We start from the raw sequence: 24497 nt of genomic DNA on the forward strand, positions 1-24497 counted from the left end.
GCTATGCGTGCCGAATTTCCACCGCATCTCAAAACTGGAACCAGGGGGTTATTGCGCGTGGCATTAATTGCCATATTACGCAAGGTAAGCGTTGCATTTTGTTCAACAAAAAGATGCGAATTGGGCGAAAATAGAAGCGTTCCGCCTTGACCATCAATAATGGTATCGCTTACGATGTGCAAAACCTGAGCATGAGGCATGGTAAAAGTTCCTCTAAAATCGAGCGCATGCCCCCGACCGTTGAGATACCCTCCAGCAGAAAAGGTAACGCTTTCATTAAGCATAAGATCGTTCACGAGTTGCAATTCACCAGTCTCACGTAAGTTAATACCTCTGGAAACAGAAGTAAGTAGATCCATCGTTACTTGAGCACCGGGAAGAATGGTAAATCCACCATTTAACCGTACAAATCCCTGAGCTATATCCCCATCACGAAAAACATAATGTTGATTTTGATATACGATACCAGACGTACCATTCAAACTCGTTGAATCAAGCTTTGAATATTGCAAAAAACCTGCAAGGACACAAAATAAAACACCCTGCAAAACAATACTTCTCTTCATAGACTCTTTCTCCTATCTTCATAAACATAGACATAGTTTCGTAGCATTTAATGCTTGCACACTCTTATTTCTTAATCAAGATATCCTGAATTCCCCCCTGTCAAAAGCTGGTAAATATGCTATTCTAAAAATCTCATTACGTTTAAAAAAAGCATATTTTACAAAGAGGGTTTTATGGCAATTCGCGCAGGGCTTGTAGGGCTCCCAAATGTTGGAAAATCAACACTATTCAATGCATTAACCAAGTCAAGCATTCCAGCAGAAAATTACCCGTTCTGCACTATTGACCCACATATTGCCATAACCAACGTTCCAGACGATCGACTCACTCAACTTGCAAAAATATTTGGCTCTGCAAAAATCCTTCCAACCGCCGTCTCATTTGTTGACATTGCAGGCTTAGTTAAGGGCGCCGCAGATGGTGAAGGCCTGGGCAACCAATTTTTAGGTCATATCATGGATGTGGATCTTGTACTACACGTTTTACGCTGCTTTGAAGATGACGATATTCTCCATGTTCACAACAAAGTAGATCCGATTAGTGACTTTGATGTTATCAATGCTGAACTCATGCTCAAAGACATGGAATCTGTTGCTAAACGCATAGAACGCGTTGAAGCACTTATGAAAAAGCATAAACATGGTCCAGCACAACAAATCAAAGAGATGGAACAAGAGCTCAAGTTTCTACAAGATGCACACAAATCGCTTGATCAAGGTGATTTGAATGGGGTAATTGCTCTTGTACAACAGGCGAAAAAAGATGGCATTCAAGGCATCCCACTGCTTTCTGGCAAAAATTTCTTAATTATTGCTAATGTTTCAGAAGACGATTACGTCGGCAAACAATATGAATCAAACCCTCACTACCAAGCTCTTCTTAAACACTTTGGTGCTGAAAAAGTTATTCCAGTGTCTGCAAAAATTGAAGCTGAACTTGCTCAAATGAGCGAAGCCGACACTGCGGATATGCTGAGCTCACTTGGTATCACAGAAAAAGGTTTGAATAATATTATTGCAAAAGCCTATTCGAATCTTGGCCTTATCACTTTCTTTACCTGCGGACCAAAAGAAGCACATGCATGGAGTATTGCCCGTAACACAAAAGTTCCTCAAGCTGCTGGTGAAATTCACTCAGACCTTGAACGTGGATTTATTTGCGCAGAAGTGTATAACTGCAGTGATATTATTGCGGCGGGTAGTGAAGCACAACTTAAGCAACTTGGTAAAATTCGTACCGAAGGCAAAGAATATATCGTACAAGATGGCGACTTACTCAACGTCAGATTCAACGTCTAAAGCCTCTTGTTTTAGGTTTGCTATTTCTGTAGAAATAACAGCACACCGTTGCAACATTGCATCTATTCCTGGCTGCAATTGCTTATTTTGTTCGTAAAAAATTCTTCTTGCCTGTCGATAATTATTTGTATATCTCACCAGCGATGCCTGAAATAATGCATCGCTGTTTAATTTTCCAGCCGCTTGCTTGATAAAATCAAACATGTTTTTAAATTCTTCTTGTTCAAAATATTCAAAGTTTGAACGCTCAATCTCCAGAGGAATAATTGTGTTAAAACAAATAGACTCTCTACGTAACGTTCCAGCTTCTTGAGCAAAAGAATTTGGGTAATTATGTGCATGCTCTAAACAAGCCAATAAGATGCTCTTTACTTCGTTAAAGAAGATCCAAGTTTCTCCTGTTGCTATGCTTGCATTTGGAATATCGGATTGATGACTCAGTAGATCTGTTAGATTTATTATATCACTAATTTGATCAATTTTAATACCACACAATTCAATGATTCGTTTTAAAATAATGTACATTTTCCCAATAAAGATAAAAGGGCTTAACAGTGGCCTATCTGACAATTCATACAAATCACCGTCAAGCATGTCAATACCTTCAAGTACATCGTACAAAAATGGCTGCCCAAAAACATCAATAAAGTTGTCCTGTTTTTTTATTTCAGCACTATTAAGATCACATTGTAAGGCTATAAAAAATGTAAGCGTTTCTAATGTTTTTATATGCAATAAGAGATCTTCATAAGGGCAAACATCCACTTCTCCGACATTTACATGATCTTCTTCGCAAGACTTAAAGTCATCATCTTCGGGGCTTATTCGTCCCAATGAATCAATCAATTGGAAGTCATCAAACATTGCAAACGTTGATTCCGATGCTTCAATACCCAAAAGCAATATAAATATGCAAAATAATTTTTTCATAATTTTCCTATTTATTAACATATTTTTTTTTACAAAGTTTTAGATTACTTGAGCTCAAAGCTTAAAGGAATAAAATATAAAAAAGTACTCTTTAACTTGACCGATAACAATCCCATGCATGAACTCGCATTGCCTCAATATAATAGTGCTTATAAACCAAAAAGCTATTTTCAAAAACCTCTTGTACTGAATCAATATGAGAATAACTTTTAATAAAATTATAAACACGCCGAAAATGTTCGTGCTCAAACCCTGTAAATCGCTCTGCTGCCAACTCACAGGCTATGATGTTTACACACAGGCTTTCTTGCTCAAGAGAAGTACGAGAAGTTACCATCATAGGCAAGCATGCAAACAAATATGCTTTAATTGCTTGAAACAGTAAAATCAATCGTTCATAAGAAATGATAACCAGCTCTGCATCATTTTTATTTTCATACAGATGCCCAATATCTGAAATAATCGCCTCGTAAACTTGGTCCAGATGAGTAATCATCAGAGGTTGCTGGTGAGCAATATAATTCAGGACAAGATACGCTTCATACAAAACAACACTATAGCAGGGTTGGTCATATGATTTTTTGTATAATTTCAGGTCAAGTATATCTATCGCTTGAAGTAAGCTATACAGGCAAGGATGCTGACGATTATTTAGATAAGGGTCAAATCGTAGATAACAACCCTCGAGTGAATACCGAAGAGCCATAAAACAGGTCAATGTGCAGAGTGTTTTTACATTGATAAGGAAGTTAATTTCTTGAGCTTCTGGAGTTTGCAATTCATTTTCTAGTAAAGCTTCATTCAAATTCATAGCAGAGATAACGCTTGTATTTTTTAAGTGAGACAACAATACATTGATAATCAAAATATTGCACAAAACAATTAACACAAGCCGCTTCATTAACCCCTCTCTTTCATATTAACCATGCTATAAGCCTATTAGGGAAAAACTATAAAGACTTCCCCATCTGTATGCAATAAAATGAAAAAGCGCCCGTTTTTAGGCGGGCGCTTTTTCATTTTATTGTTAATTATAAAATTAAAAGATGGTATGAAAATGATTCTCAACGACTATAAATGTTATAACCGATCAAGCTGAGCTTGCAACTCTTCCCAAGTTCGCTCTGCTTTAGCTTTTTCTTCTTGTACTTTACGCTGTTGGTCAAGCAACTTATTGTACTGCTCTGACCCATATTCATAAAATCCAAGCTTGCTTGCAAGATCTGCAAATTCAGCATCCTGACGTTCTATTTTTTTAGTAACGTTACTGATTTTTTTTCGAAGTTCATACGCTTCTTTACTGTTATTTATCGGGGCTGCTTGCTGAACAACTTTTTTCTGCTCCTGCTGAGAAGCTTTTCCAGGAGTAGCGGAAGACGCGTCTTGAGCCCCCGCTATCATTTGCTTACGATAGAGATACTCATCGTAGTTCCCCTGATAGGTGTGAGTACCCGTTGGAGTCAACTCAATAATAACCGTAGCAAGATCATTTAAAAATGAGCGATCGTGAGAAACAAATAAGATTGTTCCGGAAAACTGCTTAAGCGCCTTGAGCAAAATATCTTTTGAATCAAGGTCTAAGTGGTTAGTTGGTTCGTCAAGGATCAAGAGATTAGCATCAGCAAGAAGAACCTTAACCATTGCTACTCGATTTTTTTCACCACCACTGAGCATCCCGATCTTTTTCTTTACGTCGTCACCTGGAAACAAGAATGCTCCCAAGAAACCACGTACCCGTTGACGGGCTGTTGGAGTAGTAGCAGCATCTTCGGCCTCTTCTAAAACCGTTTTGTTGTGCTTAAGTACCTTATCTTGGTCCTGCTCAAATAATGCGGGTGTAACGTTATGGCCCAATGTTACGGAACCTGTTTCAAGGGGATATCGACCACAAATCAGATTAAAGAGCGTCGACTTACCAACACCATTTGCCGCAACAAGTGCAACTTTTTCATCACGAGGAATCTCAAATGAAGCATTTTTGAAAATAGTATGTCCATTAAAAACCTTAGAAAGATCTTTAACCGTAAGCACTATTTTGCCCGCACGCTGTACGTGAGAAAAGTTGAGCATAACAGAAGGAGGTTTTGCAACAGGTTCAATCAGCTCAATTTTATCAAGCTGCTTCATCATCGACTGAGCCATGCCCGCCTTGGATGCTTTAGCTTTAAATCGTTCTATCGTCTCTTTTTTTTGCTTAATTTCACGCTGCTGCTGTGCATACGCTTTTTCTATCTGCTCTTTAGCTTCAGCCTTCTGCGTTTCATATGCGGCATAGTTTCCGTAATATGTTTTGCCTTGACCGCGATCAAGTTCATACATGTAATCACAAACGTTATCAAGAAAGTACCGATCGTGAGAAACCAACACAAAGCCCGACTTTGATTCTTTTAAAAAGCTGACAAACCAGTCTTTAGCAATAATATCCAAGTGGTTAGTTGGTTCGTCAAAGAGGTAAAAATCTGCTTTGGAAAGTAAAAGCTTGGCCAAAACCAAACGCATTTTCCAACCAACGCTCAGTGAGTCAACAGAATCCTGCATTTTTTCAGGAGTAAATCCCAAACCAGTGAGTACTTTTTTTACTTCAACCATCAAATTATCTGGATCATAATTTTGTAATTGCTCTTGGATATAAGCATAACGTTCAAGAACGTCATGCGCTTCATGCTCTGAAAGACCGGCATCGATGCGAGCCTCAAGCAAGATTACCTCATCACGCAAAGAAACAAGCTCTGCAAATGCGGTGTAGGCTTCATCAAGAACTGTTTTTTGTGATGCAAGAACCACCTCTTGTGGTAGGTATGCAAAGCGCTTACCGCGCTCGATGCTGATAGTCCCTTCATCAAGCTGTATCAGACCGGCGATTGCTTTTAAAAGCGTTGACTTGCCGGCTCCATTGCGACCAATCAAACCAATTTTATCGTTTTGATCCCACGAAAATGAGATATGATCAAATAAATCTCGATCACCGTAATGAAGTGTTACATTATTACCAAAAATCATACTTAAATCCTTAAATTTTAAATTTTTTTAGGCTGTCATCTAAAAAGACGAACCTCGTGTAAAAAATTTTCCTAGAGAAAAATAACTTTTTTATAAATTTTTTTGAAAAAACAGAGGATAGCCCCCTCATTCAAGCAAAAAATAGCTGATATGAGTCGCTAATGGGTGATAATGATTTTTGGGTCGATAACAATTTCAAGAAAAATAATCATAAAAAGCAGCTCCAGATTTAGTATCTATATCAAGAACAATCATACCAAAAAAGAGATTGTAACGCAAAATTGGCTTAAAAAAGCTGTCTTTATGTAATTTAAAAACATATTCAGCTTGGCAAAATAACTCAAAGTCAACCTCCACTTGCCCTCTTAAGCAACATTTTCAAAAACATTGCGCTAATAGATTAAACAGATATAACCTGAACGATAACTTATGCCTGATAACAATCCTACTCAATTCAGATGAAAAAAAAGTAAGAGGGAAACGTAAAAATTTTAAACTTTTTATTAGTTGCACTTTTTTTGCTGAGTTGCTTCTACCGATTCAAAATAACAGGAGAACAATGAATATTTTATTTTTCACTTTAATAATGATAACGTGCTCGTGGAGTATTCAGGCTGTCGATCTTGATTACGCAATACTAAATGGAGATGTAAAAATCGTAGAAAAAGCGATGAAAGAGAATCCTGATGATATCAATAAAGTGTTTGACGACAAGAAAACCCCGCTTGCACTGGTACTAACAGATATTTCTCTGCACGGCAATCTTGATCAAAACCGTGTAGAAATCCTCAAAGAACTTTTGAAATCAGAAAAAATTGATGTTAATGCACCGATCAAAGTTTTCGATACCGTTAATACTGAAAAACAAGTATCTCCACTGATTGCAGTAGCCTATAATTATTTTTTTCATAATAAATCTATAGAACTAGAAACTCGATCTGATATGATAATAGCGCTCTTGAAATCAGGTAAAATCAATGATGTCAATCCAGTTCTTCCTGACGATAATAGAACTTTACTGCGATGGGCAGCTTGTAATAAGGCCATAAATGTTATAGATGCTCTTCTGAAAACAGGCAAAGTTGATGTTAATGCAGCAGACGAAGAGGGAAATACCGTTCTTCATGATGTAATATTTTTTAGTGGATGGAACGGCGAAGAAGGTGATTTCGCAGAAACAATAAAAACACTTGTAGCAACGAAAAATATCAATATTAACGCAAAAAATAACTTGGGGGATACGCCTCTTCACGTAGTAGTAGACCCTGATAATGGTATTCGAGATAAGTTTATCGTTCAGGAACTGCTTAAGGCAAAAGACATCGATATTTATGCAACAAACAATGCAGGTAAAACCCCCCTTGATATGGCTGAAGGTGAAATAAAAGAAATTCTTAAACAAGCTGTTGCCAAAAATTCATTAAAATACAAACTCATTCATCTTAAAACGCAGCTTGAAAGTCTCAATAAAAAACTTTCGGCCTTACGAGATGGCTTAAATAATTTAAAAAAACAACTGCCATAGACTATAAGAACAAGCAAATTGGCTTAGTGCTCAGAACAATGATTAGCGGGTTGCCCAACAAAGTACGGATTGATCGAAAATGATTAAGCCAGCCAATCGACGCTTTGAGCTCGAATAATTTAATCAAGGATTGCGAGAAACCCGTTCGGCCTCTATGCAATCCAAACTTCACACAGCCATGGAGCGCTTTTTAAGGCTCTTTTGCGAAAGCATAATGCGCCGGCTCTGCTCAATGCCAATTTTGCAGATGAGATGATAAAACAATCTCATGTGACCTGGTAACTAATAGCTGCTTCTAGCCTAGGCAGAAGCAGTAAAAGATGACGCTGTTACAAAGCAATGCTTAATATCCTCAGAAACATCATGAGATTCAAGTGAATACTCATAAGCAATATTACTAAGCAAAAGAAGGTAATCGGAGTACAAAACAATTTTGCACATCTCTAATGGTTGCTTAGACGCGAGCGCCGATTGAAATACGAGGTCTTGAACATAATAATCTTCTCGAGATCTTAATAGAGCCATATGTATGCAATTTTGAGTTCTTGGCAACAATTCAGCGCTCAGACTCATAAGCTTTGTGTTATTTCTTTTCAAAACCTCATCAGCTTTTGAAAAAACAATGTCCATAAAAATTTCTGCTGTAAGTTCTTTGGGTTGCTCGTCAACACTCATCTTTTTGAAAACCTCCGTTGCTACAAGCAGAGCTGCTTCATCAAGAGCCTCTTTGTAGGCTCTTAAAAAGTCTTTTGCTCGTTGTAAATCAATAGAAGAATCTTTTTGACAAGATCCTTTTCGAGCCACATTATTATCAAGATCTCTTAATACTTCAAGCAAATTGAGTGGAAGAACCGCTCGCATAAATTGTTCAGGAATGTAATCGTTGGCACAAAGTTCGTCTTCCTCAAAAATTTCCTGCAAATCACAAAATAGAACAATTAATCTACACCCAAATTTCGCTTGAAAAGCCTGCTCCGGGGATAACCCGATCTCTAAAAGCATTGTAAGTTGAAGAAAGTCTTCTTGGTCACTCCCTGTTTCTACCAAACGATAAGCCCGGCCGATATTATGATTCCAATCATTTTTCCAATACTCCAGTTCTTTATTACCGGTTTGAGCAAGAAGCGTACTGATTAACTGAACAAATTCAGGGTTTTGACCGATATCTCCAAGAAGGCTCCTCATTCCCTCTCTCCATAAGCTCATTAAGCAATATTTTTGATGCGCTTCTTGCAATAGTTCTGGATTTTTATGCATCCAGAGATTATATCTTTGAATCGTAAGAGCACAGTTATTTTCAAAAATTGGAACAAGGATTCTTAGAAATTTTTTTATAGATTCTTTAAGCTCGTGCTCTGAAAGCTGCGGGATATTGGCGTCACCATTTTGATGTTGTTCAGGCGTTTCAACTGAGATTAATTCGACCTGTTTTGATTCAGCAAAAACTGAATTGCTACAGCAAAAAGCAAATAATGAAACGCTCAAAATAGTTTGATACAACATTGATAACTCCCAAAAGTAAATATAGTTCTTACAATCATAATTATACCCAATCCCCATAAAGGCACAAACGGAATCCCCTTGAATAGGCTCAAGTGGTTACATAAACTTTATTTTCTTATACAGCTTTAGATAATTCTTAATTAGAGTTAAGGAATTAATTTCACACCGCCATGGAGCGCTTTTTAAGGCTCTTTTGCGAAAGCATAATGCGCCTACTCTGCTCGATGCCAATTTTGCAGATGAGATGATAAAAGAAATCGCGGTCAGGGCCCTTGATCACCGCTTGTTCATGAGACTCTGCAAGTGCAACGGGGTAGCCCTGCCCTTTAATACTTTGGTCTAAACAAACCTGGGCAATTAAGTTAACAAGCTCGGGCTGCTCGGCAATCCAAGCAGGAATCTCAACACGCGCAACCTCTTGGCCAACGTCTAGATAGAAAAAGTATGGCTTAAGTACTGCTGGATAAGCTTGAACAATGTTAGCGCAGCTGGCAATCAATGTTGTTCGAGCACCTTCAGGCAAGAAACTTTGTACCAACTGAGTATCGGTGAGCTTGCCCAGATCCGGGCAATATTTTTTTTGCAAATCAACAAGCCCTGAAGCTGCAAAGGCTTCATACGAACACAAACCTGTTTGAACCAAATGCACCAACTCTTTGTTTTTAGGCAGACTCAAATAACCAGCAATAATGATCTCATGCTCTTTGCATGAGCTTAAAAAGTCCAGATAAATGCTTAAAAATTTATTGCGTAAATCGGGCGATTTGCTTTCTAGATGCCAAAAGACAATGCTTCCATCAATCAAGCAGACAAGCGGTTTATCTGGATTATCTAACCTCCACAAAAGTGCTCGTTCAAGCAACACTTCAAATTCGTACGCTTCTCTTTTGAGGTCGACTAATTCCGGTGCAAAAGCCTGTTCATCTTCATCATCCTCAGCTACACAGACCCGTGGATGCGAAAACAAAGTCGCTTTGCTTGGCGAGCCATACTTGAGCAAGCAGCCACCAGCATTGAGGAGATAACACCCAACTCCAACAATATGTTTATCGGGGTAAACCTGTGATCCATCAACTGCAAGTACTGCGTAATCTTGCTGTAATGGCTCAATTGGGTAGGCATCGGCCAAGCTCCCTATCCATGAAACAAGATTTTGCGAATCACGAGCTTCATCAATTGTTGCTAAAAAAAGTTGGTGGGTCACAAGCTTATTCCACTCTTCTTCAGACATAAGATCTGGAAAAGCTTGTGACGTAAAAAGCTTTTCCGATAAGTCATTAATTTCGCGCGCAAGAGCAGAACGATCAAGCATATTTTTACAAACCAGTAGAAAATAATTTTTTTTAAACGTAGGTGCAGTATATCAGACAATTTTTATTCATCGAGTGCCCACCCTCTACAAAATGATACAATTACTCGAAACAAGAATTTTTCCAGCAGCTGCAACAAACTGATCAATTACGCGCATAAATGCAAATCCGTCTGAAAATATATCCTCTTCTAAATTCTCAATTGCTATCTGCTCTTTAATTTTGGAACGCGTTGCATGATTCGTTGGGAAATCTCCAACTATTTTTTCGAAAAGCGGCTTAAGAAATTCAATTAATTGAGATTTAATTTGAGCATCTGCACCTTCAAACTTCTCATCAATAATAGTCTCCCAGGTTTCCCAAGTACCTATGCGCATAAAAATTTCCTGAAGGCTCATCGACTTATCACTATCTCTTGCCAATGGAATATATTCAAAACCCTCAATCGGGCCAAAAAAAATGAATGAATAAGTATATGCCCAATCCTCAAGAGCACGAATAGCTTTGCGCTGCTCTGCTGCCAATTCCTTAAATGCTGCAAAAACCTCACGTGCCCGATACGTACCAGTACGTATCTCCGGCTGTTCATTGTTTTCTGCTATCGCCATTGCCAAAATGAATAATGGATCGTATGCCATCCCCCGCACCGTTGTACATGATCCCAAAAGACATAGAATTGCAATGATCCATTGACGAATGTAGTTCTTCATGATCCCCCTCCCCCCTTAGAATGCGACCGTGAACTTTGCTACATCCATCAAAGCACAATATCAGTTGATAGATCAAGAATTTCAAGCGAGCTGCCTTAAGAGCTGCTCATTATGTTTTTTGATTATTTTATTACATTACTGGAGCGATTATAGAGGTAAAATGCTCCCAAACAAGCTGCAACAAATGACGTATTACGAACAGCGTTAAAAATAGTTTGAATAGGCAAGCCTAAAAATATTGATCCGAGAAGCTCAAGTACACTTCCACATCCCATGACAACCACAAACATCATGCTAAAACCTTGCACACTTCGAGTTGTATACAATTTATAAATTTGTGGAATTTGGCTGAGACTAAAAATAATAAGTGAAAGCCAACCATTAGCTGTTCCACACAATAGAGGAACCCGACATGCAACCGGAATAAGTGCAATTGCGCAAGCAATGTTTATAGCATAAAAAAGTGTTAAAGCTTTGTTGGCAAAACGATCATAGTAAAGACGCTGAAAAATAAGTACTAAAACAATTAAAAATTGAACCGGTACAAAAATTTTATACCCCATGGGCAAGTTCAAACAAAAGACATAAAAAAGCTGTGCGAAATGACCATTTAAATAACCAATCGCGAAAAGATCACTCAGCCCCGTACCTGACTTTACTTTATAATTGGTTACAACTTGAGGAAGTAAACATGTCATATAAAGACATTGAGAAAGTACAAGCAAGTTATGCCACAGAGCTGTTATATCCATACGATTAATCTCCTGTTGTTTTATATTGATCTCATTACATGAATGGTATACCACAAGAAATATGATCTATCAAAAATAGCTTTAACAACCTTATAAAAAACATTTGCTTGTACTATTTTATAAAAGATCTTCAAGTTCTTTTACAGTTACTACAGTGTGATCTTCAATCAACTGACGAAGCTTTTGAACAATACCTCGATCTTTTGGATTCACGAGCAAAAAGCCTTTAAGAATATTTTTTTCAAGTAAGAGCAATGAGTAGCTCTTATCTGTACGTTTGATAACTTTTTGGAAATTTTCAGAGTCGCTTTGGCCAATAGGTCCACAGCTCATCGCTAATGTATCTAAAAATCGTACCCCAAATATAAATGGAGAGCCCTTATAAATTGCATTTGCTCCGCACATATTCTGTGCTGCAACAGCTCCCTGAGCTTCAGCCTCGGGCCACTTTGCGCTGCGACGTAATTTTCCAGTGACAAGATCGGTAATCAACGCACAATCTCCAGCCGCAAAAATGTCTGGGTTGCTGGTTTGCATTGATTGATTAACCACAATGCCATCATCTTGAATTTTTATGCCTGCGTCACTGAGCAATTTCTCTTGAAGAACAAGCCCTGTTGTGAAAATGATCATATCACACGCAAGCTGATTCCCGTTGCTTAAAACAATGCTTTGAACGTAACCATCTGTATCAGAGATAATTGATTTAATCGTTGAAGGTGCATGAATCTGTACCCCATTTTCATCAAGATCATCACGAATAATTTTTTCAGCTTCGTCATTAACGTATCGATCAAGTAAACGTTTACTTCGTTGCACAATACCTACCTTAATACCTCTTTGAACAAGGCCATCGATAGTATCAGCCCCGGTAAGACCAAATCCAACAACAACAGCATTTTTAACTTCATGTTCTTGCAGATATGCCTCAATGGCCTGAATATCGGAAGCCCGACCAAACATAAAAATCCCATTAATCTTTTGAGCGGCAAACGCTGACGGAATTTGGTATTGCAAACCGATTGCAATCAAGAGCCTTTGATAAGAGATAGATTGGCCATCGTTCAATTCAATAACATGCTCATCTGGCTTAATCTGCACCACACGCTTGCCAAACATTGGCGTCACGTTGGAAGGCAGACTTTTCATATCAAAAATAGAAATCTCATCCAGAGTTTTAGAACCTTCAAGAAGGTAAGGGATTTTGGTTTTCGAATATGGATCTTCGTGCTGATCAGCAATCCAAACAACTTCTCCTGAGTAGTTACGCTCAAGTAAATCTTTAACTGCAGCAACACCAGCTGCAGAAGCGCCAACGATAACCAGAGGTGCGTTAGCGCTTTCTACAGATTTTTTTTTACAAGAGACAAAGGACATGGCGGTCAGCATAAACAAGGACAGCACCTGCCAGGCAGAACTCATATTACTCTTTACCGTGGCACTGCTTATACTTTTTACCCGATCCGCACGGACACGCATCGTTACGACCAACTTTTGGGGCCGATCGTTTAATCGTTTTAGCATCGGCATCTTCTGTTCCATCGCCACCAATTTGAATTGCATCAAGCTCTTTTTCGCGTGTATGCTCAATATGCTGAATTGCAGAAGAGGAGAAGTCATCAGGTCTCATTCTAAAAATGCGACTGACAATATCCCACTTAATTTGGTTCATCATATCTTCAAAGATCGCGAATGACTCTTTTTTATATTCGATCAATGGATTTTTTTGTCCATAACCGCGCAGGCCTATGCCTTCTTTAATTTCATCAATGTTAAGCAGGTGTATCTTCCAAGCCTGATCAACGGTTTCAAGGAGCGTCCATTTTTCAGCTTGCTCAACAGTCTCAGGATCAACGGTTGCTCTAAACTGATCATACTCATATACCAAGAATTCAGTTATTGCTGTTTCAAGCACGCTGCTATTTCGTTCAGCCAAAAACTCAGGCTTTTCGAGTAACTCTTTTGGAAGACCTGTAAGTTTAGCAATTGATTCGATAATTTGAATAACCGCTTCTTGATCACACACAGCACCTTTGCTATGCGCTGCAAAAATACCGTGCATAACTTCACCAATCATCTCGCGAATGAGCTCTTTGGTTTGATCAGCACCATCAAGAATTTCACGGCGATAGCGATACACAACCATTCGTTGTTGGTTCAGTACGTCATCATATTCAAGCAAATGCTTACGGATATCAAAATTATGCAGCTCAACCTTTTCTTGAGCCTTTTCAATGCTACGGCTCACCATGCGATGCTCAATGCTTTCACCCGGCTTCATGCCCAAGCGCTCCATTGTTGCCTTGAGTCGAGGTCCACCAAATATACGCATTAAATCATCTTCAAGAGAGATATAAAACTTAGACGATCCAGGGTCACCTTGACGACCAGATCGACCACGTAGCTGATTGTCGATACGTCTGCTTTCATGACGCTCGGTACCAATAATGCGCAAACCACCAACACTTTGAATACCTTCACCAAGCTTAATGTCGGTTCCTCGGCCTGCCATGTTGGTTGCAATGGTTACTTTTCCACGCTCACCAGCCTCTTTAACAATCTCGGCTTCACGATCATGCTGCTTTGCGTTCAAAACATTGTGAGGAATTCCGTCGCGTGTCAGCAGATGACTTAAATATTCGGATGCTTCAATTGAGATGGTACCAACCAGAACGGGCTGACCACGCTTATGGCAATCTTTAATATCTTCAATCACCGCCGCATATTTGTCATCTCTGCTCAAGAAAACAATATCCGCACCATCTTCACGAACCATTGGTTTATTTGTTGGAACAACAATCACGCCAAGCTTATAAATCTTGTGAAATTCTCCAGCTTCAGTTTCCGCTGTACCGGTCATACCAGCAAGTTTATTGTAAAGCCTAAAATAGTTCTGCAGAGTAATTGTTGCAAGCGTTTGATTTTCACGCTCAACTCGAACACCTTCTTTTGCTTCAAGTGCTTGATGCAATCCATCGCTGTAGCGACGGCCAGGCAAAATACGGCCAGTAAATTCGTCAACAATCAAAACTTCATCTTCTTCGCTGACAACATAGTCAACATCACGCTTGAACAAAACGTGAGCACGAAGTGCCTGAGTAATGTGATGTAACGCCATGATATTTTCAGGGGCGTATAAATTTTCAAGATTTAAAAGTTGCTCAACTCGATCGGTTCCAGACTCAGTTAAATTAACCGATCGCTCTTTTTCATCAAGTTCATAATCTTCTTTTGAAAGGCGACGAACCGCTTGATCTGCTACCTGGTAGAGCTTGCTTCCTTTTTCGCTTGCTCCAGAAATAATAAGCGGAGTTCGCGCTTCGTCAATGAGAATAGAATCAACTTCGTCAACAATAGCAAAGTTCAATTCACGCTGAACATAATCTTCCAAATCAAATTTCATGTTGTCGCGCAGGTAGTCAAAGCCGTATTCGTTATTAGTTCCGTAGGTGATATCAGCACCATACGCCTTTTTGCGACCTTCATCACCTAAATGATTTTGAATGATTCCAACTTCAAGGCCGAGGAAATTATATAACGGAGTCATCCACTCAGCATCGCGACGAGCCAAGTAGTCGTTAACGGTGACAAGATGAGCACCTTTACCCTCAAGTGCGTTGAGGTACAAAGGCAATGTTGCCATAAAGGTTTTACCCTCTCCAGTTTTCATTTCTGCAATGTTACCCTTATGCAACACCATTCCACCAACGAGCTGAACATCGAAGTGGCGCATTCCAAGCGTACGCTTGCCTGCTTCACGCGCAACTGCAAAAGCCTCTGCAAGCAGATCATCTAATGTCTGCCCACGAGCAAGTCGCTCTCGAAACTCAGCAGTTTTATTTCTGAGTGCATCGTCAGAGAGAGCCTGAATTGCAGGCTCAAAGTCATTGATGTATTGAATAAGAGGTTGCAAACGTTTAAGCTCGCGCTCATTTTGCGTTCCGAAAATTTTAGCAAGAATTCTTGATATCATGATTTATCCCAACAGTGGACGTTGCACACAATCATTATGCAATTGAAGAACGTCCTGTAAGCGTTTGATCGGCAAAACATAAAATTTTGTTTCTATACTATATCACAAAGTATAACCAAGACCAAATACTGTATATTTTGATAAATCAATAATTAAAAATACGGCAAGTTTAGAAATTTGGAAAAAGTAGATGAATTATTGAACCATCGATTGGCTGGCTTAATAATTTTCAATCAATCGACATTCGCTGGACCAGACGACAATCGCCTTTTTTTACACTGCGTCAATTTGCTTGTTCTTACAGGATTTTTGCTATGTCGGGAATTTTCGTATGAGTTCTTAGAGAAATCGATAGTTTAATGAGAACTCTACATCAAATAATGATAGGACTTAGCTTGGTTATAAACTCTTGTTGCCATAAATCTATTGGTAACCAAACTATTATTCTACCGTTAAGCGATGCGGTAGCAATGATAGTATCTTGGTTGGATAACTCCAATACTTTAATCAATTGAATTGGATCATTATGCGGTAATGAGAAAATATTTCTTCCTTCTAAAGTCCAACATTTTGCTAAGCCGTTGGTTGCTCCTGTTATTAGATAAATATCTCCTCTTTTAGCAAAAAGAGAAACTGAATCGATTCTGCAATTAGGTCTCAAAATATCATGAACAAATGAGGCAAGGCATTCCCCGTTGGAGGCCCAAAGTTTGGCTGTGCCGTCATCACCCCCAGTAACAACCAAAATTTCATCTAATCTTTGAATTGCAGCAACTGATCGTATCCATTCTTGACCATGCTCTAGTGTTGCCAGGCATTGACCATTACTACTCCAAATTTTTGCTTTTCTTCCTGCAAGATGCGTAATAATAATAATTTTATTTGAAACTTCAAAAGGAATGATATTTAGAACAGCACCTTCATCACATTTAAATGTAGCAAGACATTCGCCGTCAAGATTCCAAATTTTTGCTGTCCTATCACCAGATCCTGTAATGATAATACTTCCCTGTGATGATTCAAGGGCTGCAACCGATAAAACTTCATCATCATGATATAGCGTAGCAAGGCATTCACCATTAAGCTTTGAAATTTTTGCTGTTCTATCCCTAGATCCTGAAATAATCAAAATTCCACTTGACGTTTCAAGTATTGCTATCTTTCTAATTAAATGAGGGGGGTTAATATTTTCATCAAATAAATTATCATGAACTATGCTTGCAGAGTGTATAGCATCATTGACTAAGACTCTAACAACTCCGTTATCAGAGCCTATTACTGTAATACGCCCCTGCGATGTCTGTTTTACAGCAATTTCTCTGTCTAAGTAATTATCGCCTAATCGATTGCATGATCCAAACTCTACTGAATAGTTTCTTGCTGGGGCAAGGCCAGTAGCTGAAATAAATTCAATTCCACCGCATCCTTCAAATAATTCTAATGATCTGAGATTATTGCCAGGATGGAAATAATGACCATCAAAATGAATATCTTGATGAGAGAATTCGATAGTTGGTTGAGCCTTAATAGCGCTTACGAGAAAACAAAAACAAAGAAACGCTGTTAAATAAAGTAAAGGGTGCGCCTTTTGTAGATTTGTTTGCATGATGCTAAAACCTTTTCTCGTTAAAATAGCAGGACTAATTCTTAGTTCTTAAATTTCAACCTAATACTAAAAAACGCGAACTCGACAATTTGAAATATGCTTTCCTGGAGGATAATCACAACCTCAAAAAAAGGGAAGCGTAATCCTGGTGTAATGTTAACAAAAATTTTTTGTGAAGTTGGAGTAAGAGAGTAAAATTGATTACAAAAATGATCGAGTTCGCGTTAATCAATTTATTTCTATGAAGAAACCTCGCGTGGAGGAAGAGCAAGAAACACTTTATTTGATTTAGGAATATTTCCTACTGAGATTATTGCACTTTTTCGAATCCCTGAATTTGGTTCAAGACATAAAATAGAAATAATATCTAGCGGCTCTTGCGCTCCGATCATTTTGCGATACCGTAATTGACGACAGATATCAATGCACACTGTAGCTCCAGGAACAAGTTCTTGATGAAATGTTTTAAAAATTTCTGGCACAAATGCAACAACCGGAAATGGATAAATACTCAAGCTTTTTCGATACAGCATTTGCCCAACCATTCCGTAGGACCAAAGTTCGCTATGAGACGGATTTTTTTTATCAATTTGAACTTCAACATGAATCACTTTATTTTTTTCAGCTTCACCGTCAAATCGCCTCTTGGAAAAGCCTTTAGTCGAGAAAACGTCAGAAACTTGAATCATATCACCTTGAGAATAAAAGAGATAAACATTTTTGAACATTGGATCCAAAACATATTTTTCTGTCTCAACTTGAACCGGAGTTCCAAGCATTACTAAGCGATTAATTGACAATTCACCTGACAATTCTTGTTGCACTGGAGCCATGTTCAGAGCAACATTTCCACCGTGGCTATGTGCAAAAATATCAACTTCGACTTCATCCGCTCCACAAGTTTCTTGTACGCTTTTTACCTCATCACTCAATGCTGAGTACAAACACTTGGCCCATTCGATTCGGTTTTCATGCTCAAGCCTGCCGTCCCAACCAAAGGTATAGCAGGAGCAAGACTCTTGAAAACTATCGTCTGCCTTCTTAGTTTGAACAAAAATATCACGTAACAGTTTTGATGCTTCAGTGTAACTGCACTCATCAGAATAAACATCTTCAATGTGAGTGAGCCCTTTTTCACCAAATGGTTGATAGCCATAAAAACCTCTTTTATGACGTCGGCCATCAAGATAGCTTTGATACAAAATCTTAGGTTTATTTGTACCGTCTGTAAGAGCTTGCGCTGCAACTTTTCTTAAACCATTTAAAGATGGAGCAGGCAAAATCGTTCCATGAATAAAAACAATTATTCTATGAGAAGTTTTTTTGTCCGATTTATTTTGAGGTGTCTCTTGTTGCAAATCACCTTGATCATCAAAATCATGTGATAAAGAGCTGTTGTTCAAAAAAACAGATGCTTGAAATGCCAAACAAAACAAGAAAATATGAGAAAATATTAAACATAAGCGCATAGATAACTCTCAATAAACAAAAAACTAAATTATGACCAAACCCCCACATGCTATTTTATTATTAAAAAAAATAGCATGTTTTCAGCTTAGCTCGTTGAGCAAAACGTGCAAGCGGGTGCATAAGTTCAGTACATATGAGAGATTATTTCATGCAAATATTTTATTATACATTCTTTACAAATGCGCGTTATTTCAATACTTTGAGTTACATCGTCAGGTGAGTTACACCATAAAGTGAAATACTCTGCCAATAGCAAAAACCAAAATGAGGTTCAAAATTCTACTCATGAATAATTCGCAATCCACTGCTCTCAATCAAACTCGGCTTCCTGGAAAAGTGCTGCGTATCAGTGGAACCGTTGTCGATGTCCAATTTGATCAACGAAATATCCCTGATATTTTAAATAAACTTATTATTCAAGTTCCTGAAACATCCCAAAAGATTTCTCAGCTTAAAACCGTCAGCCTTGAAGTTGCTCAGCATCTTGGCGATGGAATTGTTCGCTGCATCGCTCTTGAGCCACTCGAGGGAATTATGCGCGGCATCCCGGTTATCGACACCGGCGCTCCAATTATGGTTCCTGTTGGCAAAGAGGTCCTTGGACATATTTTTGATGTTTTAGGACAAACAATTGATGGTACCTCACAATTAACGGATACAAAACGATGGCCTATCTATCGAAATGCACCAAGCCTTATTGAACAAAAAACAGGCGAAGAAATTCTTGAAACCGGCATCAAAGTTCTCGATTTGATTTGCCCATACATCAAAGGATCAAAAATTGGACTTTTTGGTGGTGCTGGCGTTGGTAAAACCATTATTGTTCAAGAACTTATCCGAAACGTTGCAATCGAGCATGGCGGTTATTCGGTGTTTGTTGGAATAGGAGAACGGACCCGCGAAGGAAACGAACTCTGGCTTGAAATGAAATCATCTGGCGTTTTAAATAAAACAGCTCTGGTCTTTGGTCAGATGGGGGAGATGCCCGGCGCACGCCTGCGGGTAGGACTCACAGGATTGACCATGGCTGAATACTTCCGTGACAAAGAACACAAAGATACACTTCTTTTTATTGATAACATTTTTCGTTACGTTCAAGCTGGGGCAGAAGTTTCAGCACTCCTTGGACGTATGCCATCAGCTGTAGGATATCAACCAACACTGGCCTCCGAAATGGGCATGCTTCAAGAACGTATTACCAGCACTCAAAATGGATCAATTACCTCCATTCAGGCGGTCTATGTTCCTGCAGACGACTACTCAGATCCAGCGCCTGCAACCACTTTTCAACACTTAGATGCAAGCACCGTACTTTCTCGAAAAGTTGCACAATCAGGGCTTTACCCGGCGGTTGACCCTCTCGAGTCGGTCTCCAATGGACTTAAACCAAATATTGTTGGGCAACGACATTACGAAGTGACACGCAGAGTTCAACGCATCTTACAAAAATACAAAGAGCTTCAGGACATTATTGCTATCTTGGGTATGGATGAGCTTTCTGATGCTGACAAAATTATTGTCTATCGAGCAAAAAAAATTCAGCGTTTCCTCACTCAGCCACTTTTTGTTGCAGAGCAATTCACCGGCTTACAGGGCCGTTATGTTCGACGCGAAAAGACCGTTGCAGACTTTGAAAAGCTTATTAGCGGCGAATGCGACAGCATGCCTGAACAAGCTTTTTATATGGTTGGCACACTGGAAGAGGCCCAAGAGAAATGTAAACTCTCAACCTAGGATCTCAAACTCATGCAAAAAGAGCAGTCTTTTAGTCTTGAAATAATCAGCTCTACTGCCCATAAGACCTTCTTGGTGACCGGCTTAGAAATAGAAAGCCCAACGGGAAGCTGCTTTATCGGATATGGGCACATGCCGCTCATATCGGTTATAAAAAAAAAGAGCACAGTAACCTATCAACTATCCGACGGAACCTCAATTCAGCTGCAGGTAAACGGGGGTATTTTCAATATAAGCCAGAATAAAGCGGTTATCCTCCTTGATGCATAATTTTTTTACATGAGTTTCATTTGACTGTTTCACCCCTTCTGATACACTGAATCTTTCAAAAATATGTTTCCTTAGGCAAGGCGTCAACACATTCAGATGAATTATCAAAAATTATTCAGATACTAAAAATCTCGGGGTCTTTATTTCTTTATGAAAACAAACGTAACGCACAAACTCATTAGATTTCTATGGGGAGATCTTGAGCCAAGTGAGTTGAAAAAGTTTACTCTTTTAGCTGCAGGTTTTTTCTTTTTGCTGGGCTCCTGGTGGCCACTTAAAACGCTCAAAGAAAGTATTTTCATCAATATGATTGGTCCAATGCATCTTCCTGAAGCAAAAATAGCCTCAGTTTTGCTGTTCTTTCCGATCGTATTGCTCTACTCAAAGCTTGTTGACCACTTTGCAAAAGAAAAGCTTATTTACTTCTTTGTTGGGTTTTACACAATTGTTGGACTGGTATTAGTTTATTTCCTCTACCACCCAACTATTGGCCTTGCAAATACTCAGGTTGACCCTTCACGAATACTCGGATGGGCTTTTTACCTCTTTGTTGAAAGCTATATCTCTTTGATGCTTTCTCTGTACTGGTCCTTTATTAACGATGTGACAACACCTGAGTCGGCTAAAAAGGGTTATGGTCTGATTATTTTTGGAACACAACTCGGTGCATTTCTCTTTATTATTTTGGGAAATATTCTTTCGTATGATACCACGCGCTATGCTGAACGAGCGCCATTTATTGCACTTATTTCCATTTTGACCTTTTTGGCAATGCCGGTAATTGTCTACATCATGACTCAAACTGTTGAGAAGAATGCTTTGACCGGCTACAGTGATCAAATAGCACAAGAAGAGGCTGAACCACTTAAAAAAGATTCTTGGGTTGGATTTCTTGATGGGCTTAAACTTTTGGTTACACATCCGTATGTTACCGGAATTTTCTTTTTGATTTCCTTTCAAGAACTTATCTCAACACTTATGGGCTTTCAAATGTCGCTTTTGGTCAACGCAACGTACACTGATCCTGGTGCCAGAAATTTCTTTTTCTTTAACTTTGCCCTTGCAGTTCAATTGATTGCGTGCCTATTCGGTCTGTTTGGAACATCATTTTTTCAACGTCGATTTGGCATTCGCTTTTGCTTAATTACCTATCCGATACTTTTGGGCCTTTCAATTGCGTACTACATGGTATTTCCAACGCTCGCAACAATTTTTAGTGTCATGCTTATTGCTAAAGCATTAAATTATGCCTTTAATCAACCAGCCAAAGAGGTGTTGTATATTCCAACATCTCGTAGCATCAAGTATAAATCCAAAGCTTGGATTGATATGTTCGGCATGAGATTTGCAAAAGCAGGGGGATCAATTATCAACCGCCTGATGGGACCATACATCGTGCTGATTGGAACTTCAACGCTTGGAATTATTGGCCTCTGGACATTGCTTGCAAATATTATTGGCAATGTTTTCAAGAAAGCTGTTGATGAGAATAAGCTGATTGAATAACGTTTTTAGTTGCATTTTTTAGCTATTTTTATCAAAGATGATATAATCGTAAAGTTATTGGTTAGATAGGTATTTTACTCATTTTTTAAGGAGTTACTTTTATGTTTGCGTGGATTGTTCGAAAATTATGGGGCGATTTATCCCCTGAAGAGATGAAAAAATTTGGCATGCTTTCTGCTATCTGCATGTTCATTCTTGGCACCTACTGGTTGATGCGACCAATTAAAGACAGTCTTTTCTCAAAGATTGTTGGCGCATCATACATACCTCGTGCAAAGATCCTCTCATTCGTTACGGTTTTTGTTTTGATTCTCGTTTACTCAAAACTTGTTGATATGTACAAAAAGCATCAGCTTTTCTACATAATCTGTGGAACATATGGCTCACTGTTTGCAATCATTGCCTATATGCTTATGCACCCAACCATCGGCACAGCAAACACTGCAGCATCACCAGACAGACTCCTTGGATGGATCATCTACCTTGGTGTTGAGAGCTTTGGCTCACTCACCGTTCCTCTTTTCTGGTCATTTGTTAACAGCAGCACCGACGCAACTTCAGCTAAAAAAGGCTTTGGGTTGATTATTGCTGGTACACAAATTGGTACCATTGCAGGACCAACACTTGCTACCTACGCAGTCGAACTTGGAATGTCATTCCTTGCGACCGTGGTAAGTATTGGCATTCTTTCAGTTCCAGTATTGGTCTTCATTTTCACAAAAGTTTTTCCAAGCTCAACTGTTGATGCTGGTGGTGATAAAAAGCGTACAGGCTTTACTGAAGGCTTGAGACTGCTTTTCTCCCGTCCATATTTGATGGGTATTCTTGGTGTTGCAACTCTGTATGAGATCATTGGAACAATTCTTGACTTCCAATTGAAATTTGCAGCATCAGAAACCTATGACACAGCAGAGAAAATGACTGTTTTCTTGGCACGTTTTGGACAATGCACCAACACCATCGCATTGATCTTTGCATTTGTTGGAACATCATTCTTCATCAGAAGATTCGGTTTGACCTTCTGCTTGGTTATGTTCCCAACCTGCGTTGCAGCAGTTATTCTTTATGCTTGGTCAGCATCTTCACTCTGGGTTCTTTTCGGATCAATGGTTGCGATCAAGAGCTTGAGCTATGCTTTGAATAACCCATGCAAAGAAATCATGTACCTTCCAACCAGTAAAGACGTCAAATTCAAAGCTAAAGGTTGGATCGACGGTTTCGGCGGACGATCTGCAAAAGCAGTTGGCTCTGGTATCAGCGATTCATTCGGTGGAGTGATGGCTAACCTTATATTCTACGGCTCCATTGTTTCACTTGGAATCGTTGGATTCTGGATTTTGATTGCACTCTATGTTGGCCGTACCAACAAGAAGTTGACGGATTCAGGCCAAATTCTTTCGTAAAATACTGCGCCTAAAACGCATCAAGGGCTGGATTTTACACCAGCCCTTTTTTATTGTTCAGATATCAATGTCATCATCAAAATCAAAATTACTCCGTGCTTCATTTTCTTCTCGAGTAGGACTCTGACCATCTAACATATCCTCGCCATCTAACCATGCTTCAACTTCATGCAATGTTCTTCCTGGAGGTTGAAAGCGCATGGTACATAAAACTGCTGGGAGAAATACAAGTGACAACTGTAATAGCCTGAAGGCAGGAGTACTATTTATAAAACTCCACAATTGATCATGTGTTAAAAATAGACCAGTAAGAATAACTCCAACGACAATTAACACAATCCAACTCTTTCTTTTATGATTCGCATCATCAAGGAGCAGTCCAAAATTTTCTCGTACTGTCTGATCAAAATCTTGCCGACACATTGGACAAGGCTTGTTTTCCAAAATAACTTTTTTCAAACAACCAACATGAAATTGAGGCATCGACGAAGAATGACACTCAAGCCGCTCAACCACAAGATTTCGGATAATAATATCCACATCAGAATACAATGCTCTTTTTTGAACAATTTCAGATCTATCTTCCAACTTATTGTCAAGCATTTCCCATGTAAGTTTAGTCAGATAATCCTGAGCACTTGCATTTTTTTTCAAGATATTTTCAAGCTCATCCAGCATTTCAACAAGCTCGGGCGATTCTACCCACTCCTGAGCTAAAATTTCAAAATCATTTTGCCCTCGAGGAATCATATCTTGTAGACAAATAGAGCACGTAAAACTATTGTTGTCATTGCTCATTGCATTTGTAGACGCCACACAAAGAAGATTTATTATTAAAAAAACTGGGACTAGAAACATACTACTCCTTGAAAACAAAGATGTTGGATAACTATGCGCTTTTTTTTAACTGATGTGTTACAATAGCCAAACTTGCAAGAAA

At 38.9% G+C, this 24497-nt stretch carries 19 protein-coding genes; 6 read left to right on the forward strand and 13 right to left on the reverse strand.

Annotated features, from left to right (window positions below; all coding sequences use genetic code 11):
• The coding region (locus JST56_02170) for a hypothetical protein (GenBank protein MBS1987775.1) at positions 1-566 on the reverse strand (566 nt) is incomplete at its 3' end.
• Positions 567-740: 174 nt separating this feature from the next.
• Here JST56_02170 and ychF point away from each other — a divergent pair.
• Complete coding sequence (ychF, locus tag JST56_02175; GenBank protein MBS1987776.1) at positions 741-1865, forward strand: redox-regulated ATPase YchF; 1125 nt, start codon at positions 741-743, stop codon at positions 1863-1865.
• Here the strand turns inward: ychF and JST56_02180 are convergent.
• The 3 genes from JST56_02180 to JST56_02190 all read right to left on the reverse strand — a co-directional run bounded on the left by JST56_02180 (position 1839) and on the right by JST56_02190 (position 5795).
• Positions 1839-2795 carry a hypothetical protein gene (locus JST56_02180; GenBank protein MBS1987777.1) on the reverse strand — a complete coding sequence of 319 codons (957 nt, stop codon included), beginning with the start codon at positions 2793-2795 and terminating at the stop codon, positions 1839-1841. The genes ychF and JST56_02180 overlap by 27 nt on opposite strands.
• 91 nt (positions 2796-2886) lie before the next feature.
• On the reverse strand, positions 2887-3696 hold the full coding sequence (locus tag JST56_02185) for a hypothetical protein (GenBank protein MBS1987778.1): 810 nt from the start codon (positions 3694-3696) through the stop codon (positions 2887-2889).
• A 179-nt stretch (positions 3697-3875) separates the two neighbouring features.
• Positions 3876-5795 (reverse strand): ABC-F family ATP-binding cassette domain-containing protein, encoded by a 1920-nt coding sequence (locus JST56_02190; protein MBS1987779.1) that lies wholly within the window; start codon positions 5793-5795, stop codon positions 3876-3878.
• Positions 5796-6354: 559 nt separating this feature from the next.
• Between JST56_02190 and JST56_02195 the strand changes: the two genes are divergently transcribed.
• A complete protein-coding gene (locus tag JST56_02195) occupies positions 6355-7320 on the forward strand; it encodes a hypothetical protein (protein ID MBS1987780.1) in 966 nt (321 codons plus the stop codon).
• Between the two features lie 300 nt (positions 7321-7620).
• Here the strand turns inward: JST56_02195 and JST56_02200 are convergent, their stop codons facing one another.
• The 8 genes from JST56_02200 to JST56_02235 form a co-directional block, all read right to left on the reverse strand.
• Positions 7621-8823 (reverse strand): hypothetical protein, encoded by a 1203-nt coding sequence (locus JST56_02200; GenBank protein ID MBS1987781.1) that lies wholly within the window; start codon positions 8821-8823, stop codon positions 7621-7623.
• A 160-nt stretch (positions 8824-8983) separates the two neighbouring features.
• Complete coding sequence (locus JST56_02205) at positions 8984-10135, reverse strand: DNA double-strand break repair nuclease NurA (protein MBS1987782.1); 1152 nt, start codon at positions 10133-10135, stop codon at positions 8984-8986.
• Between the two features lie 84 nt (positions 10136-10219).
• Positions 10220-10843, reverse strand: a complete 624-nt coding sequence (locus JST56_02210; GenBank protein ID MBS1987783.1) for a hypothetical protein — start codon at positions 10841-10843, stop codon at positions 10220-10222.
• A gap of 122 nt (positions 10844-10965) precedes the next feature.
• Positions 10966-11595 (reverse strand): PQ-loop repeat-containing protein, encoded by a 630-nt coding sequence (locus JST56_02215; GenBank protein MBS1987784.1) that lies wholly within the window; start codon positions 11593-11595, stop codon positions 10966-10968.
• 117 nt (positions 11596-11712) lie between these two features.
• Positions 11713-13017: an FAD-dependent oxidoreductase gene (locus JST56_02220; protein ID MBS1987785.1), complete on the reverse strand. Its 1305-nt coding sequence runs from the start codon at positions 13015-13017 to the stop codon at positions 11713-11715.
• 1 nt (position 13018) lies between these two features.
• Complete coding sequence (gene secA, locus JST56_02225; protein ID MBS1987786.1) at positions 13019-15568, reverse strand: preprotein translocase subunit SecA; 2550 nt, start codon at positions 15566-15568, stop codon at positions 13019-13021.
• Between the two features lie 373 nt (positions 15569-15941).
• A complete protein-coding gene (locus JST56_02230; protein ID MBS1987787.1) occupies positions 15942-17174 on the reverse strand; it encodes a hypothetical protein in 1233 nt (410 codons plus the stop codon).
• 239 nt (positions 17175-17413) lie between these two features.
• Positions 17414-18643, reverse strand: a complete 1230-nt coding sequence (locus JST56_02235; GenBank protein MBS1987788.1) for a hypothetical protein — start codon at positions 18641-18643, stop codon at positions 17414-17416.
• A 286-nt stretch (positions 18644-18929) separates the two neighbouring features.
• Between JST56_02235 and atpD the strand changes: the two genes are divergently transcribed.
• From atpD to JST56_02255, 4 genes are all read left to right on the forward strand, one after another.
• A complete protein-coding gene (gene atpD, locus JST56_02240) occupies positions 18930-20378 on the forward strand; it encodes a F0F1 ATP synthase subunit beta (protein MBS1987789.1) in 1449 nt (482 codons plus the stop codon).
• 12 nt (positions 20379-20390) lie between these two features.
• Positions 20391-20648, forward strand: coding sequence for a hypothetical protein (locus JST56_02245; GenBank protein ID MBS1987790.1), 258 nt, complete (start codon positions 20391-20393; stop codon positions 20646-20648).
• Positions 20649-20798: 150 nt separating this feature from the next.
• Complete coding sequence (locus tag JST56_02250; GenBank protein MBS1987791.1) at positions 20799-22154, forward strand: hypothetical protein; 1356 nt, start codon at positions 20799-20801, stop codon at positions 22152-22154.
• Positions 22155-22255: 101 nt separating this feature from the next.
• A complete protein-coding gene (locus JST56_02255) occupies positions 22256-23557 on the forward strand; it encodes a hypothetical protein (protein MBS1987792.1) in 1302 nt (433 codons plus the stop codon).
• A 57-nt stretch (positions 23558-23614) separates the two neighbouring features.
• Here JST56_02255 and JST56_02260 read toward each other — a convergent pair whose 3' ends face one another.
• Positions 23615-24415: a hypothetical protein gene (locus tag JST56_02260; GenBank protein ID MBS1987793.1), complete on the reverse strand. Its 801-nt coding sequence runs from the start codon at positions 24413-24415 to the stop codon at positions 23615-23617.
• Between the last annotated feature and the right edge of the window lie 82 nt (positions 24416-24497).

It is taken from the genome of Candidatus Dependentiae bacterium (genome assembly GCA_018266175.1).
Classification (GTDB): domain Bacteria; phylum Babelota; class Babeliae; order Babelales; family RVW-14; genus JAFEAY01.